Origin of the sequence: Bradyrhizobium sp. ISRA464, from assembly GCF_029910095.1 — a bacterium.
GTDB lineage: Bacteria > Pseudomonadota > Alphaproteobacteria > Rhizobiales > Xanthobacteraceae > Bradyrhizobium.
Genome location: NZ_CP094526.1, coordinates 4,522,848 through 4,540,019 on the forward strand (window position 1 = coordinate 4,522,848; position 17,172 = coordinate 4,540,019).

Annotated in this window: 13 protein-coding genes and 1 pseudogene; 9 read left to right on the plus strand and 5 right to left on the minus strand. The window is 61.0% G+C overall.

Annotated features, from left to right (window positions below; genetic code table 11):
* The first annotated feature begins 22 nt into the window (after nucleotides 1-22).
* The 8 genes and pseudogenes from MTX19_RS21270 to MTX19_RS21305 all read left to right on the plus strand — a co-directional run bounded on the left by MTX19_RS21270 (nucleotide 23) and on the right by MTX19_RS21305 (nucleotide 8,839).
* Nucleotides 23-1,246, plus strand: a complete 1,224-nt coding sequence (locus tag MTX19_RS21270; protein ID WP_280985451.1) for an IS701 family transposase — start codon at nucleotides 23-25, stop codon at nucleotides 1,244-1,246.
* On the plus strand, nucleotides 1,243-1,398 hold the full coding sequence (locus MTX19_RS21275) for a hypothetical protein (protein ID WP_280978692.1): 156 nt from the start codon (nucleotides 1,243-1,245) through the stop codon (nucleotides 1,396-1,398). The genes MTX19_RS21270 and MTX19_RS21275 overlap by 4 nt, the downstream gene beginning before the upstream one ends.
* Before the next feature lie 225 nt (nucleotides 1,399-1,623).
* On the plus strand, nucleotides 1,624-2,109 hold the full coding sequence (locus MTX19_RS21280; protein WP_280979160.1) for a DUF3617 family protein: 486 nt from the start codon (nucleotides 1,624-1,626) through the stop codon (nucleotides 2,107-2,109).
* A 54-nt stretch (nucleotides 2,110-2,163) separates the two neighbouring features.
* Nucleotides 2,164-3,615, plus strand: a complete 1,452-nt coding sequence (locus MTX19_RS21285) for a TIGR03118 family protein (protein ID WP_280979161.1) — start codon at nucleotides 2,164-2,166, stop codon at nucleotides 3,613-3,615.
* 13 nt (nucleotides 3,616-3,628) lie between these two features.
* Nucleotides 3,629-5,751 (plus strand): annotated as a pseudogene (locus tag MTX19_RS21290) (peptidase domain-containing ABC transporter).
* On the plus strand, nucleotides 5,748-7,070 hold the full coding sequence (locus MTX19_RS21295) for an HlyD family type I secretion periplasmic adaptor subunit (RefSeq protein ID WP_280979162.1): 1,323 nt from the start codon (nucleotides 5,748-5,750) through the stop codon (nucleotides 7,068-7,070). Before MTX19_RS21290 ends, MTX19_RS21295 begins: the two are co-directional and overlap by 4 nt.
* A 373-nt stretch (nucleotides 7,071-7,443) precedes the next feature.
* Nucleotides 7,444-7,953, plus strand: coding sequence for an ankyrin repeat domain-containing protein (locus tag MTX19_RS21300; protein WP_280979163.1), 510 nt, complete (start codon nucleotides 7,444-7,446; stop codon nucleotides 7,951-7,953).
* Between the two features lie 370 nt (nucleotides 7,954-8,323).
* Nucleotides 8,324-8,839 carry a hypothetical protein gene (locus MTX19_RS21305; RefSeq protein ID WP_280985452.1) on the plus strand — a complete coding sequence of 172 codons (516 nt, stop codon included), beginning with the start codon at nucleotides 8,324-8,326 and terminating at the stop codon, nucleotides 8,837-8,839.
* Between the two features lie 456 nt (nucleotides 8,840-9,295).
* Here the strand turns inward: MTX19_RS21305 and groL are convergent, their stop codons facing one another.
* The 5 genes from groL to MTX19_RS21330 all read right to left on the minus strand — a co-directional run bounded on the left by groL (nucleotide 9,296) and on the right by MTX19_RS21330 (nucleotide 16,194).
* Complete coding sequence (gene groL, locus MTX19_RS21310; RefSeq protein ID WP_280979165.1) at nucleotides 9,296-10,936, minus strand: chaperonin GroEL; 1,641 nt, start codon at nucleotides 10,934-10,936, stop codon at nucleotides 9,296-9,298.
* Nucleotides 10,937-11,026: 90 nt separating this feature from the next.
* Nucleotides 11,027-11,341, minus strand: a complete 315-nt coding sequence (groES, locus tag MTX19_RS21315) for a co-chaperone GroES (RefSeq protein ID WP_280971840.1) — start codon at nucleotides 11,339-11,341, stop codon at nucleotides 11,027-11,029.
* Nucleotides 11,342-12,010: 669 nt separating this feature from the next.
* A complete protein-coding gene (locus tag MTX19_RS21320; RefSeq protein WP_280979078.1) occupies nucleotides 12,011-13,066 on the minus strand; it encodes an IS110 family transposase in 1,056 nt (351 codons plus the stop codon).
* Nucleotides 13,067-13,211: 145 nt separating this feature from the next.
* A complete protein-coding gene (locus tag MTX19_RS21325) occupies nucleotides 13,212-14,720 on the minus strand; it encodes an amidohydrolase family protein (RefSeq protein ID WP_280979167.1) in 1,509 nt (502 codons plus the stop codon).
* A gap of 796 nt (nucleotides 14,721-15,516) precedes the next feature.
* On the minus strand, nucleotides 15,517-16,194 hold the full coding sequence (locus MTX19_RS21330; RefSeq protein WP_280979168.1) for a protein-L-isoaspartate(D-aspartate) O-methyltransferase: 678 nt from the start codon (nucleotides 16,192-16,194) through the stop codon (nucleotides 15,517-15,519).
* A 598-nt stretch (nucleotides 16,195-16,792) separates the two neighbouring features.
* Here MTX19_RS21330 and MTX19_RS21335 point away from each other — a divergent pair.
* Nucleotides 16,793-17,149 carry an MTH938/NDUFAF3 family protein gene (locus tag MTX19_RS21335; RefSeq protein ID WP_280979169.1) on the plus strand — a complete coding sequence of 119 codons (357 nt, stop codon included), beginning with the start codon at nucleotides 16,793-16,795 and terminating at the stop codon, nucleotides 17,147-17,149.
* Nucleotides 17,150-17,172 lie beyond the last annotated feature (23 nt).

Sequence of the window (17,172 nt, forward strand, 5' to 3'; positions counted from 1 at the left end):
GGTTCTGAATCTATGGGCGACCATGATTCGGGATCTGATGATTGGTGGCGCGTCGGTTGAGGATACGCTGACGCTGTGGGCTTCGTCGTTGCGAGATGCCAAGCAACGCATCCGTCCGCTGTTTACGCAAGAGCGGGTCGCGGCCTCGGCGGGGCAATTTCTCGACGGACTGTTGGGCAACGAGCCGCGCAAGACGGGTTGGATGCGGGCGGAAGCGGCTGGCGATCCAGGCCCGTGGCGCCAGCAGGCGATTCTGGGTCGGGGGCAGTGGGATGCCGACGCGCTGCGCGATATTGTACGTGAGTACGCGCTGGAAACGCTGGGTGACGAGGACGCGGTTCTGGTCATCGATGAGACCGGCTTTTTGAAACAGGGCAAGGCCTCGTGTGGGGTCGCGCGCCAGTACACTGGCTCGGCGGGCAAGATCACCAATTGCCAGATCGGAGTGTTTGCCTCCTATGTGTCGCGGCATGGCCATGCCTTCATCGATCGGGCGCTCTACCTGCCAAAGGAATGGACGGACGAACCCGCTCGCCTGAAGGCCGCACATGTCCCGAGCGATGTGAGCTTTGCGACGAAGCCCCGGATCGCGCATCAAATGATCGCTCGCGCGATCGCCGCAAAGGTGCCGTTCTCGTTCGTAGCAGCGGACAGCGTGTATGGCACGGGAGCGATCGAAACCCTGCTGCGCAAGGCGGGCAAAGGCTATGTTCTGGGGGTTGCTTCCAATCACGTGTTCTATTCCTGGGGCAAGCAGCAGCCTGTCGCCGGCACTGCCTCTACGATCGCGCAGAGCCTTCCCAAGAAGGCCTGGCGCCGCCTGCCGTCCGGCGAAGGAACCAAAGGTCCGCGCTGGCACGACTGGGCCTATCTTGAGCTGGCCGATCTCGACGCCGGCGAATACAACGACGACCTTGCCGGGGAATGGACCCGAGGTCTTCTGATCCGCCGCAATATTGCCGACAACAGCTTAGCCTTCTTCTCCACATGGTGCCCCAAGGGCACGTCCATGCAGAAGCTGGTATCCGTGGAAGGCCATCGCTGGGCCATCGAAGACAGCTTCGAAACCGCCAAGAACGAGCTCGGTCTTGATCACAACGAAACCCGCTCCTGGCATGGCTGGCATCGCCATGTCTCACTGGTCATGCTTGCCTTCGCCACGATGGCCGTCATCCGTCATCGGGCCAACACCGGAGCATTGCTTAAAAAAACGCGACCGCGGCCCCGACCGAAGCATCGTTCTTGATCCGCTGGTCGATCCAGGAAATCCGCCGCATCGCCATGAAGCTCGCCCAGCGGCGCATCCCGCATGCCCACATCCTCGCATGGTCATCCTGGCGCAGGGCTCATCAAGCCAACGCGCGCAAAGCGCATCTCAAGCAAAAATTACAACTGTAATGCTAGGGAGTACCCCATTAGACCCAGCGTTGGCGGTGGCGGCATCGAGTACAATTTCTCGTGCCGCTCGTCGCAGCTGGGATGCCCCTGACCAACGAGCGCTCTGGTGCTGTGCCGGTTATCGGCGGACCGCCCCTCAATCAGAACCGCCAGCCTCAGAGACCGCTCCAGTACGCCCCGCTTGGTCAATGATGGTGTGCATTTACTTTTCTTGGGAGCAGTGCGATGCACCGAATAGTTTCCCAGGAAGACAAGCCTGCCCTGATCCTTCGCTCGGCCGTACTGGCAACCGGTGCAGTTTGCGCACTGCTTGCAGCCAAGTCCGCAAGCTCGGCCGATGACCACCCGGCCGTTCGTGCAGGGTTGTGGAAATTCGAGCGGATGCTTGAGACCGACGGTAAGGCGACGGATCGGGTGCTGACCAGCGGATTGCTGTACGCCCGGCAAATCACCCGTTGTGTCAACCCGACTAGAGCGCTTCAGGCGGAAACCGCGCTGGGGCTCTGCAAGATCAGGGATCTTCGTAAGAGAGACGACAATTACGAGTTCCAGAAGGTCTGCGGAGGCGGTGCGCCGATCAAAACCACCATCGATATAAAAAGCGATAGCGATTACACGGAGATCAATGAGGGGCGGATTGGAGGAATAGCGACCAGGGAAATAATCGAAGCGCGCAGGGTGGCCGATTGCCACCAGAAGGGCAAAGCGTGAAAGACAGCTGCTCGACCCTCTCAGTTTCGTTCAAGCCTCATGGAGGAAACAGTCATGTCTAACCATTCAGCGCTGTTCCAATCTGACCTGACCTCCGCCGACGCCGCCGATGCGGCCACCTATGTTCAGACCAATCTGGTCTCGGACATCGCCACACTCGCCACGGTGTTCGACCCGAATTTGAATAACCCTTGGGGCGTTTCGTTTGTCCCCGGCAGCCCCGGCACCCCCTTCTGGATCTCGGACCAAGGCTCAAACGTGGCCACTGTCTACCCGGTGACCGACAGCACCAACGTCTCTGGCCCGGTTCTCACAGTGAGCATCCCGACCACCGAGACCGGACCCCAGGGCCCCACGGGACAGGTTTCCAATACGAACGCCTCGTCTTTCCACCTGAACGACGACATGAGCGCCCGCTTCATCTTCGCCGATCTCAACGGGACGATCTCCGCCTGGCACCCGGGCCTGACAAAAGCGGAGGTGGAAGTGACGACGCCGGGCGCCGTCTATACCGGATTGGCAGTCAACGAGGCTCATACGATGCTCTACGCTGCCAACACCAGCGCCGGGACCATCGACGTCTTCGACAGTAGTTTCGCCCCGGTAGACCTAGGCGATCATGTGTTTCAGACCCCGGGCCAGATCGCGGCCCGGGGGCTCGTCCCCTTCAATGCGACGGAGATCGGCGGCGAAGTGTATGTGACCTATGCGCCTTCCGGTCGTGCGGCGCAGACAACGGCCGGCCTAGGCGACGGGGCGGTGGCCATTTTCAGCGAGAGCGGCAAACTCGAGCCGCATGGAGTGCTGCTTGGCGGGCCTCACACCCCTCTCGCCGCTCCGTGGGGCGTCGCTATCGCTCCGAACGATTTCGGCCAGTTCAGCGGCGACCTTCTGGTGGGCAATTTCAGCTTCCAACACAGTGAAATCAACGCTTTCGATCTCCAGACCCACCAGTTCGAAGGCACCATCCCGATCTCCCCTGGTTCGGGACACACGCCGGGCGGTCTCTGGGCCCTGACTTTCGGGGACGGCGGCACCAACAACGGCAGCCCGAACACCCTCTACTTCACCGACGGCATCGACGGCGAGACGCATGGCCTGTTCGGCGCAATCGAGAGCATACCGCTCATTGGGGCGTCAACGCCGACGCATCATTCAGACATGTTGACGCATCAAACGGGCGGCGAGATGGGAACCTCGGCGGCGAAAACCATCACCGTGACGGACCCGCCTGCATCCGGCGCGTCTGGACGACCCGCCATTGCCCGCACTCTCTCCGATCTAATGTCTCAGTTCGGCGGCCATGACGCCACCGGCGCACCAAATCATTTGAGCGGCACCAGCGTAGGTTCTCTTATGCACAGGGGTGGCCCAATCCCCGACATTGCAGCCCTTACCGAGCGCTTCGTGGGTGCTCCATTCGTGAGCGGCGGCACAACGGGACTCTTACCCAGTTCACTGGCAGCGGAAGAGCAAAGGGCGTTTTTGGCTTTGCATCAGGGATAACGGGGCGGGCGTGATGGACTCGGCGCTCGAGTGCTTGGTCGCGGTCGCCCGATATCATGGCGTCGATATGTCCGTCGATCGCCTCAAGCACGACTTCGCCCTCGCCGAGAACGACCCGATCGAACGCCTGCTGCCTTCCATTGCCCGAAACATCGGCTTTCGGGCAAAAGCACTCAAGCTCAAATGGCGGGATTTGGGTCGTCTCGGCGAAGCCTACCCCATCATCGTTCGCCTCGCCGACGGCAAGCGCGTGATCGCCGTCGGCATGCGGGACGAAAAGCTTGGCATCGTCGATCCGACGTCCAAACAGCCGGAGGTGATCCCTTTCGACAAAGAGATGTTCTGTCGAAACTGGAAGGGCGAGGCCCTGCTGCTCCGCCGCAATTACGCCTTCGCCGATGAGACACGCCCCTTCGGCTTCGCCTGGTTCCTCCCGGAGATACTGCGGAACGCCGGGAGCTTCCGCGACATCGTGATCGCGGCGATCATGCTCCAGGTTCTGGCGCTCGCATTGCCGATCTTCATCCAGATCACCATCGACAAAGTTCTGGTCCACCAGGCCTACACGACGCTCTACGTCTTGGCGGCCGGCGTCAGTCTCGCCGTCGTCTTCGACGCCGCGTTCAACTACCTTCGCCGCTCCCTGCTGGTTTATACGTCGGCGCGCATCGATGTCCGGACGTCGACCCGCACCTTCGAGCGCCTGCTTTCGCTCTCCATCGATTTCTTCGAGCGGGTCTCGGCCGGCGTCATTACCAAGCACATGCAACAGGTCGAGAAGATTCGCGAATTTCTGACCGGGCGACTTCTGCTAACGCTGCTCGATGCGACCTCGCTGCTGGTTATCGTCCCGCTCCTGTTCATGTACAGCAAGGCGCTGGCGACGCTTGTGCTCGGCTTCTCGGCCTTCACGGCCGGCGTCATCGCCGGCCTCGTGCCGATCTATCGCCGCCGACTGCGCGCCTTGTACGAGGCGGAGGGACAACGCCAGGCCTATCTCGTCGAGACCATCCACGGCATGGAAACCGTGAAGGCGCTCGCGACCGAGCCGTTGCGGCGTCGCGAGTGGGACACCCGCTGCGCCCAGGCCGCGCAGTCGCATTTCCGGGTCGGCCGGATCTCCACGGGAGCGCAAGCGGTCATCGGGCTTCTCGAAAAGCTGCTGACGGTTGCAGTCATCGGGTTCGGCGCCCAACTCGTGTTCGACGGCCATATCACCGTGGGCGCGCTGATCGCGTTCAACATGCTGTCCGGCCGGGTGACCGGACCGCTTGGGCAGATCGTCTCGCTGGTGCATTCGTATCAAGAGGCAGGCCTGTCGGTGCGCATGCTCGGCGAGATCATGAACCGGCGGCCGGAACGGAGTTCGAGTGTCCGCGGGCTTCGGGCGCCGATCGCCGGACAGGTCGAGTTCGATCACGTCACCTTCCGCTATACCGAGAGCGCGCCACCGGCCCTCGACGACGTCTCGCTGACCATTCGGTCAGGCGAGGTCTTCGGGATCGTCGGTCGCAGCGGCTGGGAAAGACCACCCTGACCCGGCTCATCCGCGCCATGTACCCGCTCCAGCTCGGGTCGGTGCGGATCGACGGCCACGACGTCCGCGAGATCGATCTGCCACATCTGCGCAGCCAGGTCGGCGTCGTGCTGCAGCAGTGCTTCCTTTTCCGGGGCACGGTCCGTGAAAACATCGGGTCGACCAAGCCCGACGCCACCCTCGAAGAGATCATCGCCGCCGCCACCGCCTCCGGCGCCGACGAGTTCGTCAGGAATCTCGCCCAGGGGTATGACACGCTCCTGGAGGAAGGCGGCACCAATCTCTCCGGCGGACAGCAGCAGCGCATCGCGATCGCCCGCGCGCTGCTCCGTCAGCCGAGGATTCTCATCCTTGACGAGGCAACGTCGGCCCTCGATCCCGAGAGCGAAGCAATTTTACAGGCGAACCTTGCCGAGATCGCAAAGGGGCGCACCGTCATCATTGTATCGCATCGGCTGTCTTCACTGGTTACTGCGGACAAGATCGTCGTCGTCGATCGCGGCCGGCTCGTCGATCAGGGTTCGCATGCCGAACTCATGTCCCGCTGCACGACCTACCGTCACCTTTGGAACCAGCAACATCGCCATCTCGCCGCATGAACAAACTACTGCCGACCGCCCGCGAATTCCAAAGCGACGCCCGCCAAATCGACGAGCGGCGGCCGCCCGCGAGCGAACGGGCCGTGCTGTATGTGCTCGTCGCCCTGATCGGCTGCGCAATCGCGTGGGCATCGGTCGCGAAAGTCGACCGGATCGTGGTCGCCCAAGGCAAGCTCGTCACGACCGCGGCCACCATCGTCGTGCAACCGCTTGAGACCTCTGTCGTCCGCAGCCTCGATGCCAAGGTCGGCGACATCGTGCAAAAGGGCGATCATCTGGCCACTCTCGACCCCACCTTCAGCATGGCTGATGCAGCCCAGCTCCGCGGCAAGATGGCGAGCCTCGACGCGCAGATCGCCCGGCTGAATGCCGAAATCGCCGACCAGCCGTACGCACCGGAGCTCGTCGACGACGAGGCGCGCCTGCAGTTTGCCATCTGGACGCAGCGCGCCGGGAAGTACAGGGCCAAGCTTGAGTCCTTCGATAAGCAGATCAGCGAGACCGAGGCGAAGATTACCACCAAGACCGCCGACCATGATGCCCTGACGCCTCGACTCGCGATCGCGCGCGAGCTTGAGAACATGCGACGCGAGCTGTTCAAAAAGGAGGTCGGTACCAAGATCGCTTATCTCGATGCCGAGGCCCAGCGCATGCAGATCGAGCGGGACATGCAGCTGGCGGCCAACGAGCGTCTGGAGCTTCAACAGACGCTCAATCGCCTCCATGCCGATAAGGCCGCCTATGCGGCCGAGTTCCGCCAGCAGCTGGGCGAAGACCTCGTTCAGGCCCGCCGCGACCGCGATGCCGCGGCCAAGCAGCTCGAGAAGGCGGCGCGACGGACCGAGGTCACCGTACTGGAAGCGCCGGCGGATGCCATCGTGCTCGATGTGGCGCAACGCTCGGTGGGGTCCGTTATGAAGGAGGCGGAGCCGCTCTACACGCTCGTTCCCCTGAATTCGCCGCTCGAGGCCGAGGTTCTGGTCGAGGGACGCGACGTGGGACACGTCAAAGCGGCGTCTCTCACGCGCGTGAAACTGGAAGCGTGGCCGTTTCAGAAGCACGGTACGCTGGAGGGCCGGGTCAGAACGCTCTCCGAGGACGCGTTTAATCCGGATCCCAAGAAAGACGGAGAAGCACGGCCCCACTACAAGGCTCGCGTGAAGCTCACCTCAAGCGAGTTGCGCAACGTACCGGACCATTTTCGCCTGATCCCTGGGATGGCGGTCACCGCGGAAATCAAGGCGGGCGAGCGCAGCGTCATCTCGTATTTCCTCTACCCGCTCCTTCGCGGCCTCGACGAGAGCATCCGCGAGCCATGACTAGAGCGTCATGGGGACGTACTTTGCTCCGCAGCCGTAAGCTAACGCGTCGCTGTGCGGAATTTCGCGCATGTGATATCGATGATTTACGGAAGAGATAGGGGACGTATTTTGCCCGGCGCCGCAACGAGTACAATCGGAAATGCCGTAACTTTGATGATCCCGATGAACCAGGATGCCCGCGGATACCGAAGAACATCGATGAAGCTGCAAACCGTCCTGTCGCTCCGCCAGTGACTCTCGACGACCCGGCGCCTCTCGATGATCTTTCCAGTTCGGGAGGAGCGGCTGGGCCGTCGGGCCCCTATACGCCCATTCCTCCAGTTTGGCTAAGAGGTGGCGTGATTGTGGTTCCGTGAAGCAGGAGTGATTTATGGATGACCTTGTTGGTGCGATAATAGAAAAGAAACGAGAGGTCGTACACCGGCTACTCCAAACGGGCATGGAGCTGAACTACATCTGCGACGGGAGCGCTCCCATACACTGGGCGGCCTTGGTCGGAGACGTTGAGTGCCTGCGACTACTTCTCCAATTCGGCGCCGATCCAAATCTGGTCGATCTCGGCTACGCGCAAAATGCTGTCCACAAAGCAGCTGATCAGTCAGTCGAGATTCTTAATATGCTCTACCTGGCAGGAACAAATATTGATCTGCCAGACTCTACAGGCATGACTCCATTGATGATCGCTGCAAAGAACGGCCGATTAAGGGAGAATATTTTGTCGCGATGTCGCCGGACCGATCGGGTGTGCGTCGCGCGAGCCTTCCTGCCGACACGATGCAACGAGTGGCAACGCGAAGTGTCGCACTTTGAACATCGCGCTCCGAAACAGAAATATTCAGATCTAATCGCTCTACTGGGGCGTGCGACCCTCGAGGCATAAAAGATGACCAGGGAAATCGTGCATGTAGCGATCAAGTGCCAAGCTGCTGGCAACGGTCGGAACGCCCTTGGCACGAAATCTGATTTCAACTGGAGCGCAAAGAGTGCTTGGGTCGTGCCGTGGAAACTCCGGGGAGCTTGCGATTGCGACTCGGGCTCTCGCAATCGGAATCTTATGGCTGCTAGCTTATCCTGGCGCGATTAGCAATGTTGAAGCAGGACCGCTGGCGCACCCGCTAGACGCAACTGCTCCGGCGTTCAATGCGGTTGGCATTCCTCCTCGGATCGGAAACCCCTACTCGACAGTGTTAGCTCAGTTGGGCGAGCCTGATCCGTCGTTGACCTACTTTTTGTCGAATGAGCCTGGAGACATGTCTTCGTCGACGTTGCCACCCTGGGCAGACATAGTCGCGCATATCAAGTTTTTTGGACCGGATGGTACTCCAGCTACGATAAATGGCGAACCGACCGACGGGTTCGGGGAGTTCAAAGACGCGGACGTAAAGAAGCAAATAGTAGATGCGCTCGCGGACCTTTATGAAAATTCGCCATCTGCGCGGGGGGTCCTTGATGAGATTTCCGCAGCGCAAGAATTGTGGTTTTTCGCCACAACCGGCGGGTCTGGAGCGTTCACTTCCAAGGGAATAGTCGGGTTTAATATCGATCAAACCACACGCACCCAATTCATGGGGAGCAACGGGAAGATACAGTCTGATGTACTTCAAGATGCCGTAATTCATGAGGTCATCCACGCAATATACGGTTGGGACGATCTAATAGACCCGACCACGCTCCAATCCTACGATGTTCCAGGGGCGCCACCGATTGATTTCAATAACCCAAATTTTGATCACATTGGCGCGACGCAGCGACTTGCGACATCCTGAATTCGAGCAGGTTGGATACCGTTCGAAATATCAGTGACATCGCAGGGATGCACATCCCTCGCCTCACCGACGATCCAACCAGCCGCAAAGATCTCGCGGGGCGCCTGCGCAAAAAGCTTAAGCTCAAGGTCGATACGAGCGGAGACCACTGGCTGAAGGTAGGCAATTTCTCCCGCTGACCAGCGCGCACAAACTATGAAAACATCATCCCCCTAGGGAGACAGGCCCGCTTAGAGATTTTCGGCAAAGCCCAGCGACCACGCAACCATCGGCACCACGATCAAATCGTGGCGGACTATATGTCGATACTAAAAGACCTGCGGGCCCTATCTCGTCGAGAGGCCACCATCGATCACCTCCATCCAGCTGTTGCCGTCGAGTTGGACCGGTAGCTAATGCGGAAAGGCCCGGCATTGCTGCTGGGCCTTTTTTCTCTTGAGCGCTGAATGGTTGGACTCAGAAGTCCATGCCGCCCATGCCGCCGCCCGGAGGCATTGCGGGGCCGCCGGCGGCCTTCTTCGGCAGCTCGGCGACCATCGCTTCCGTGGTGATCAGCAGCGCTGCAACCGAGGCAGCGTTCTGGATCGCGGTGCGCACGACCTTGGTCGGGTCGATGATGCCCTTCTTGACGAGGTCGGCGTAGTCGCCGGTCTGGGAGTCGAAGCCGTAATTGTAGGTCTTGTTCTCCAGGATCTTGCCGACGATCACCGAGCCGTCTTCACCGGCGTTGATCGCGATCTGGCGAGCGGGAGCCGACAGCGCCTTGCGCACGATCTCGACGCCGGTCTTCTGGTCGTCGTTCCTGGTGCGCAGACCCTTGAGATGCTCGGAGGCACGAAGCAGGGCGACGCCGCCGCCCGGAACGATGCCTTCCTCGACCGCCGCACGGGTCGCGTGCATCGCGTCATCAACGCGATCCTTGCGCTCCTTCACCTCGACCTCGGTCGCGCCGCCGACGCGGATCACCGCGACGCCGCCCGCGAGCTTGGCGAGACGCTCCTGCAGCTTCTCACGGTCGTAGTCCGAGGTGGTCTCCTCGATCTGCGCCTTGATCTGGGCAATGCGGGCGTCGATGTCGGCCTTCTTGCCGGCGCCGTTGACGATCGTGGTGTTCTCCTTGTCGATCATCACCTTCTTGGCGCGGCCGAGCATCTGCAGCGTGACGTTCTCGAGCTTGATGCCGAGGTCTTCCGAGATGGCCTGGCCGCCGGTCAGGATCGCGATGTCCTGCAGCATGGCCTTGCGGCGATCGCCGAAGCCCGGAGCCTTGACGGCCGCGACCTTCAGGCCGCCACGCAGGCGGTTGACGACGAGGGTGGCGAGCGCTTCGCCTTCGACGTCCTCAGCGACGATGACCAGCGGCTTGCCGGTCTGCACCACGGCCTCGAGCAGCGGCAGCAGCTCGTTCAGCGAGGAGAGCTTCTTCTCGTTGATCAGGATGTAGGCGTCTTCCATCTCAGCGCGCATCTTGTCGGCGTTGGTGACGAAGTAGGGCGAGATATAGCCGCGGTCGAACTGCATGCCCTCGACGACGTCGAGCTCGGTCTCGAGTGACTTGGCCTCTTCAACCGTGATGACGCCCTCGTTGCCGACCTTCTTCATGGCGTCGGCGAGGAACTTGCCGATTTCGGCGTCGCCATTGGCCGAGATGGTGCCGACCTGGGCGATCTCCTCGTTCGAGGTGACCTTCTTGGAGTTCTTTTCCAGATCCGCGACTACGGCGTCGACGGCGAGATCGATACCGCGCTTCAGATCCATCGGGTTCATGCCGGCGGCAACCGATTTGGCGCCTTCACGGACGATCGCGGCGGCCAGCACGGTCGCGGTGGTGGTGCCGTCGCCGGCGGCATCCGCCGCCTTCGACGCCACTTCCCGCACCATCTGCGCGCCCATGTTCTCGAACTTGTCCTCGAGCTCGATCTCCTTGGCGACGGCAACGCCGTCCTTGGTGATGCGGGGCGCGCCGAACGACTTGTCGAGGACGACGTTGCGGCCCTTCGGGCCGAGCGTGACCTTCACGGCATTGGCGAGGATGTCGACACCGCGCAGCATGCGGTCGCGGGCATCGACGCCTAATTTGACTTCTTTAGCTGACATATTTGTCCTCCCTGAATTGAAATTCGTCTCTCACCTGCGAGGCAGCAGCGGCAGGCCCTCCTCAGGGGTGAGCGTTTGCGGCGGTCAGCGTTAGGCCGCCTTCTTGGAGCCGGCGACGTCGGTAAGAACGCCCATGATGTCGCTTTCCTTCATGATCAACAGCTCCTGGCCGTCGATCTTGACCTCAGTGCCCGACCACTTGCCGAACAGCACGCGGTCGCCGACCTGGATATCGATCGGAATCAGCTTGCCGCTCTCGTCGCGGCCGCCGGGACCAACGGCGATGACTTCGCCCTGGGAGGGCTTTTCCTTGGCAGTGTCGGGAATGATGATGCCGCCAGCAGTCTTCTCTTCGGCCTCGATGCGCTTGACCACGACGCGGTCGTGAAGCGGACGGAATTTCATGCGATCCTCCTTGGCTTTTGTGATTATTGCTGGATTGGCAGTCGCAATGAGCGAGTGCTCGCCGCTCCTCACATAAGCCTGTGACGCTTGGGCGCAAGGGCTTCGACCCATGTCGCCAGTTGGTCCAAGCAGCGGTTGGGAATATCAGCCATTCCGCCGCTGTCAGGGGGATCAGCAGACATGCGGCAAGCGGGCCAAAAGCGACGCGATTGACCCTAATGTATGGTCCGGCCGCGCGTTGCAAGAGGTTTCGGCAACCTGTCAGATGCGGTCTTGCATCAATGTATCCGGCCTCTGATTGGAGCGTGCTGTGCTCCGGGCCATCATGGATATCAGCACGCATTCGAGCTGATTAGCGGACAGGCCTCGAACGGGCCATTCGGGTCACCAGTGTTCGCATGCGCCGGGAAGACCGATCTTCCATCGTCGTCGCATCCTCTCGCAGACCTCGGCGGGTAAGGGATGTTGGTTACATCATCTCGATAGCTCCTCACTTCGCGCTGTTCCTTTGTTCGTGCCTGGCGGTCGTTCCTTCGTCCCGGCCTGCGCGCGCAGACGCGCCGCGCGCAAGGGGCCGTCAAGGCCGGCCGTCGTGCTGTCCTGACGTCTTGCTCTACGCTGCCAGGCTGCGCCTTGACGGCCCCGAGCACGGCGCGAGGATCGGCCAGGTCAGGACGCCGTCTCCTCAGCCTTGACGCACTCGAAGGCACGTCCTTTGTTGAGAACCGCCCAGGCGATCCGGGCGAGCTTGTTGGCGAGCGCAATCGCCAGCACGTTGTGATGCAATCGCTTCTTGGCAGCTTCGATCCAAGATTTGAGGCCGTAGCGCTCCCAGCACTTCACCCTGACCAGCACTACCCATGCGGCTTGGACGAACAGCGCGCGTAGGTAGCGATTGCCGCGCCTTGATATCTTGCCCAGGATCGTGCGGTCGCCGGTCGATATCTGCTTCGGCACCAGTCCAAGCCAGGCGCCGAAGTCGCGGCCTTTCGAGAACACGTCTCCACTGCCAATCGCGGCGACCATTGCACTCGAGATAAGCGGTCCAATGCCGGGCACTGTCATCAGTCGCTCGCAAGCCTTATCTTGACGAGCCAGCGTTTCGATCTCGCTAGACAGCCCCTCGATACGCGCATCCAGCCGGCGCCAGTCGCCCGCCAGATCCTCGATGATGCGTAACATGCGAGGCGAGAGCACATCGGTGCGCGTCGCGAGGATACCCGGCAACTCGGATCGCAGGGAATGCAGGCCTTGGCGTACGGCGATGCCCCGCTCCAGCAGAAACGCACGGATCTGATTGATGACGCCGGTACGCTGACTGACCAATCGATCGCGGACGCGGTGCAGCGCCTGAAGGTCGAGCTGATCGGCTGTCTTGGTTGCGACGAATTTCATGGTCGGGCGTTGGACAGCCTCGGCGATGGCTTCCGCATCTCGGAAGTCATTCTTCTGTCCTTTCGAATACGGGCGCACGTCTTTCGCCGGCATCAAGCGAGCGTCGTGGCCGAGCATTTGGAGCTTGCGACTGAGGTGATGCGCGCCGACGCAAGCCTCCATCCCGATCAAGCAGGGCGGGAAGTTGGCGAGCCGTCTTTCCACCTGGCTGCGTGACCACTTCTGCCGCAGCACGATGGCACCGCGGTGATCATGACCTACGAGGTGGAACGAGTTCTTGCCGATATCGATGCCGATCACGGCGACCGCTGTGTTGAGGTTCCGAGACATGGCGTGCTCCTTGACCTGAGCGCCCCTTGCCAGCTTCTCGCACTGGCGGGGCCGGAGCACGGCCGGACCATTCCGAAGTCGGATTTGCGGCAGCCGCGCGTCCATTGCGCCAGCGGAGCTTGCCCGCGCCGCTGGCGCCGTTCACTTAGCTGGCGCGAACGTAGCCGTAGCGCAGGTTCGATGGCTGCGTCGCGGCTTGTATGTACTCGTTCTTGAGCGCCGCGAGGCGGTCCTCGGAAAAGGCCGGCATCCTGGTGTTCTCAGCCGCCTTCAACTTGATCTTGTAGAACCTGGTTGCGTTGCCCGCGAAGATCAGCTGCTTGGTAGCGCTGTTGGCGTCGCCGAGCGCGGCAAAGCCGTACTTCTTCTGCATATCCTCCGGGATTTCGAGCCGGCGGAGCGCCTCGATCTGCCACTGCGGTGAGCCGTACCAGACCGAGTCGGTGCCCCACATGACGTGGTCAACGCCCATCCCCTTGATCAGCGTGCCCACCAGCGCGGCGCAGAACTTGGGATGCGCCACTGCCGAGTTGGCAAACGACGTACCGAGCTCGGCATAGACATTGGTGACGCCGAACTTCTGCGGGATTTCCGCGAGATCCGAGGCCCACTGGATGCGACCGGTCTGCTCGAACTCCGCCCACGCCTTGTCCGGCAATTCGAGGAATGGCCGCAGCGCCGAGTGATAGATCACGAAGTTCATCTGCGGCCAATCCTTGGCGGCCTTTCCGATGTCCCACGCCGTTGCGTATTCCCACACGCCGGCGAACGACTTCTCGTAATCGGGCGGCAGCAGCCCCTTGTGGATACAGAGCGTGTTGATGCCCGCCTTCACCGCTTTCTCGTAGAACGGATACATCACCTGTTCGTCGTCGAGCCGCCATGGAAACTTCGAGGGCGCCAGCGGGTCGCCGATCGTGTAGGACTTCCAGGAATCCGGCTTATAGACCTCGATCGCCTTGTCGACCTCGTCCATCCAGCCGGGTTGCTTGGGGGTGATGACGGAGTGTGCCAGCAGACGCCGGGAGCCGGCGAGGTCGTTGATCAGCTCGCGCGCCTTGACGATCTGCTCGTTGGACAGGAGCCACCAGCTCGGGTCGTCGAACGGCGCGCCGCTCAGGAGCGCCATGTTGGTGTCACTGTCGTAGTAGATCTCTTTCACGTAATTCTCGAACTTGTAGCGGGCGAGCGAGGAAACGCCCTCCTCCTTCATCTTCGGGTTCCAGTGCTCGCTCGCGAACTTGCCGAGGTCCAACAGCTCCGCGTGATTGAAATCGTCGCGCACGAAATGGGTCTGGACATCGAAGATGAACTGGTCGGCGAGGCTTTGCGCGCGCGCCAGCATGAGCTCGGGCTCGCGGGCCTCGGCGGGCGTGACCTGGAAAACATTGCCGTAGATGTCGTTCATGGCGAGGAACGCCGCCGCCATGCCGCAGCTCGTGTGCAGGAACTGCCTGCGGCTCAAGCCGAGGTGCTTGCCGTTCACGTCGGCGAGCTCGTTGATCCGCGCCTCGACCTTCTTCTGCGTGGCGCTCTGCGGGGGCGGGAGATACTCGCCGTTGGAAACAATCTGTGTCGGTATAGGCGTCGCAGCCGATGCCGCCTCCGCGCCCGTGACGAGACGCTGTTCTCGCTCACTAAGCCAAGTGCTCATTGTTCTCCTCCCGTTTGTTAGCCAGTGCTGATCGGTGCGCGCATGAGGTGCGCGTTGACCACTCCCAATCAGTTAGATGGACCGACTAGGCGACCTCTCCTGTTCAGCCGCGCATGAATCCATCACACGCCCTACGCCCGGACTTGCTCTCTTCATCGCTGCGAGAGCGCGGGCATACTCGAAAAAACTACCTGCGGTAGTGGCGTATCATCGCTGATTCAATGCTTAAACTTTTATTGGCGCAAGCGATGTAATGCGACAGTCACACTGTCCCAACGCGGCATCATTCTTTCATCCGATCATTTTCAGAGCCGAAGACGCGGCTGAAAGAGCTGCGCATCCAAGTCATCCTCCACCAGCAGAAGAACCTGGCCTGGCCGGTGGCGGAGACCGACACACCTTAGATCGTCATCGGGCTCGACAAGGACCTGAACGCGGCGATGACGCTTGCCGCGCGCAATGCGATCAAGTTTCTGGCGACGCGGGCGAAGATCAGCGAGCTGGACGCCTACGCCCTATGCAGCATCGCCGTGAGCTTCCGCGTGACAGGTGGTGGATATCGTGCGCGGCGTTCACGCCCTGATCCCGAAGGCCATCTTCGCTCCCGATCTGAGGCGCGAGATGACGGTGGTATAAGCAGCTCGCCTGCGCGAGCGGTACTCGACAGTGGAGCCTCATTGCAGCTGTTATGCCGGCGCTTGGTGGACGGCGCACGACGTGCGGGTCGTGAGGCTGGAGGCGTTGCCGCTCCGGATCATTGTGGCCATGCTCCGTTCCGGATGCGCCACCGGCCTCATTATGAGCCGGATCCGGTCCCCTCGAGTTGAGAGAACCGGACCGCCAGAATCTCTTTCATCGTCATTCTGCCGTTGGCAAGCTTCTCGGCCAGAATGAGCTGCTGCGTATTGGGCAGGCCGGCCGGTATCACCATTTTCCCACCCGCTTTCAATTGGTGGATCAGCGGAGGAGGAATGAGATCGGGAGCGGCCGTCACAATCACCTTGTCAAATGGGGCGTGCGCTGACCAACCGTGATAGCCATTGGCAATTTTGAGTTCGACATTGCTGCAGCCCTGCCGTCGGAGTCGTTGTTTCGCCGCTTGGCCAAGCTCTTCGATGATTTCAACGGAGTATACTTTGCGCGCCAGCTGCGCGAGGATAGCGGCCTGATAGCCAAGACCGGTGCCGATTTCGAGAACGCTGTCGTCGGCCTTGATGTCGAGCAGATCGGTCATTAAGGCGACGACAAACGGCTGCGAGATCGTCTTTGCGAAGCCGATTGGAAGTGGAATATTGTGATACGCGTAGGGCTGAAGTTCGATTGGCACAAACTCATGCCGCGGCACCTTGCCCATGGCAGTCATGACGCGTTCGTCTAGCGCATTCTTGCCGATTGCGTCGCGCAGGTCAAAGACGCTGGCGGCGATGACGGCGAGCATGTGTTTACGCAGGGGCTCAAGGTTTTCTGCTCGCATTGGCAACCTTCATGGGCACGCAATTGGAATGCTTTGCCCTAACTGATGTTCCGGCCGTTGGCCGCGGATCACATCGGCGTTGCGCATGGGCGAAATGGGCGGCGCACCCGCGCACGCCCAGCCAGTTGCAGCAACTGCCCACCCGTTACGACCGCTCTCGCGGGCCATGCCGAGCAAGTTCCTCAAGTGGAACTCCGCCGCCGATGGCGTTACCCTCGACACGCTGAAGACCTCACAGGGCCATCGAGGACAACGAGGCGCCTTCAAACGGGCAGCAAAAATTGTACAATATCGACGGTTGCCCTTGAAGCGGGATATGCCGAAATCTTTGTGGCGCAACGGGCAGCGACCGTCGGCAGGCATTTTGCCAGCACTCCGGCGCCGTTCCTTTGCTCGCGCTACCAGCATTTGCATTTCGCAGGCCCGCGCTGCTCCTGAAGCCAAGCAGCGCCGAACGCTAAAGCAGCGGGGATCACCATGAGTTGGTCCTATATCCCGAGATGGAAGTAACTGGCTCGCTCTTCAGCGAGGATGATGCTGGCGTCGAGGCGCCTCTCCGCTGCGTGTTTAAGCAGGCTCTGACTATAGGGAGGTAGCGATGAGGATTGAGAGCACCACATTTGGCGCGATTACAATTGACGGAAAAACGTATGAACACGATGTGGTCGTTCGCCTTTCCGGCGAAATTGTGAAGCGGAAAAAGAAGCTATCAAAGAAGCTCTACGGTACCTCGCACGTGCTTTCGGAAGACGAGGCCAAATTTGTCTTCGAGAAGGGATGCGACCAGCTCGTCATCGGCTCGGGTCAGATGGGCAACGTGCACCTGTCACCGGAAGCTGAGGCCTTTTTCGAAAGAAAGGGTTGCGAGGTCCTGCTGAAGCCGACACCCGAGGCGATCGGGGTGTTCAACCGGTCGCGCGCAAAGAGAATCGGGCTCTTTCACGTGACTTGTTGAAAGAAATGTCAGGGTGAGGCTGT

Bases quoted from the DNA above. Each gene is read 5' to 3' on its own strand.
- MTX19_RS21325 (WP_280979167.1), bottom strand. From the start codon at position 14,720: ATGAGCACTTGGCTTAGTGAGCGAGAACAGCGTCTCGTCACGGGCGCG.
- MTX19_RS21295 (WP_280979162.1), top strand. From the start codon at position 5,748: ATGAACAAACTACTGCCGACCGCCCGCGAATTCCAAAGCGACGCCCGC.
- MTX19_RS21270 (WP_280985451.1), top strand. From the start codon at position 23: ATGATTCGGGATCTGATGATTGGTGGCGCGTCGGTTGAGGATACGCTG.
- MTX19_RS21320 (WP_280979078.1), bottom strand. From the start codon at position 13,066: ATGTCTCGGAACCTCAACACAGCGGTCGCCGTGATCGGCATCGATATC.
- MTX19_RS21330 (WP_280979168.1), bottom strand. From the start codon at position 16,194: ATGCGAGCAGAAAACCTTGAGCCCCTGCGTAAACACATGCTCGCCGTC.
- MTX19_RS21300 (WP_280979163.1), top strand. From the start codon at position 7,444: ATGGATGACCTTGTTGGTGCGATAATAGAAAAGAAACGAGAGGTCGTA.
- MTX19_RS21285 (WP_280979161.1), top strand. From the start codon at position 2,164: ATGTCTAACCATTCAGCGCTGTTCCAATCTGACCTGACCTCCGCCGAC.
- MTX19_RS21280 (WP_280979160.1), top strand. From the start codon at position 1,624: ATGCACCGAATAGTTTCCCAGGAAGACAAGCCTGCCCTGATCCTTCGC.
- groES (WP_280971840.1), bottom strand. From the start codon at position 11,341: ATGAAATTCCGTCCGCTTCACGACCGCGTCGTGGTCAAGCGCATCGAG.
- MTX19_RS21305 (WP_280985452.1), top strand. From the start codon at position 8,324: ATGTCTTCGTCGACGTTGCCACCCTGGGCAGACATAGTCGCGCATATC.
- groL (WP_280979165.1), bottom strand. From the start codon at position 10,936: ATGTCAGCTAAAGAAGTCAAATTAGGCGTCGATGCCCGCGACCGCATG.
- MTX19_RS21335 (WP_280979169.1), top strand. From the start codon at position 16,793: ATGAGGATTGAGAGCACCACATTTGGCGCGATTACAATTGACGGAAAA.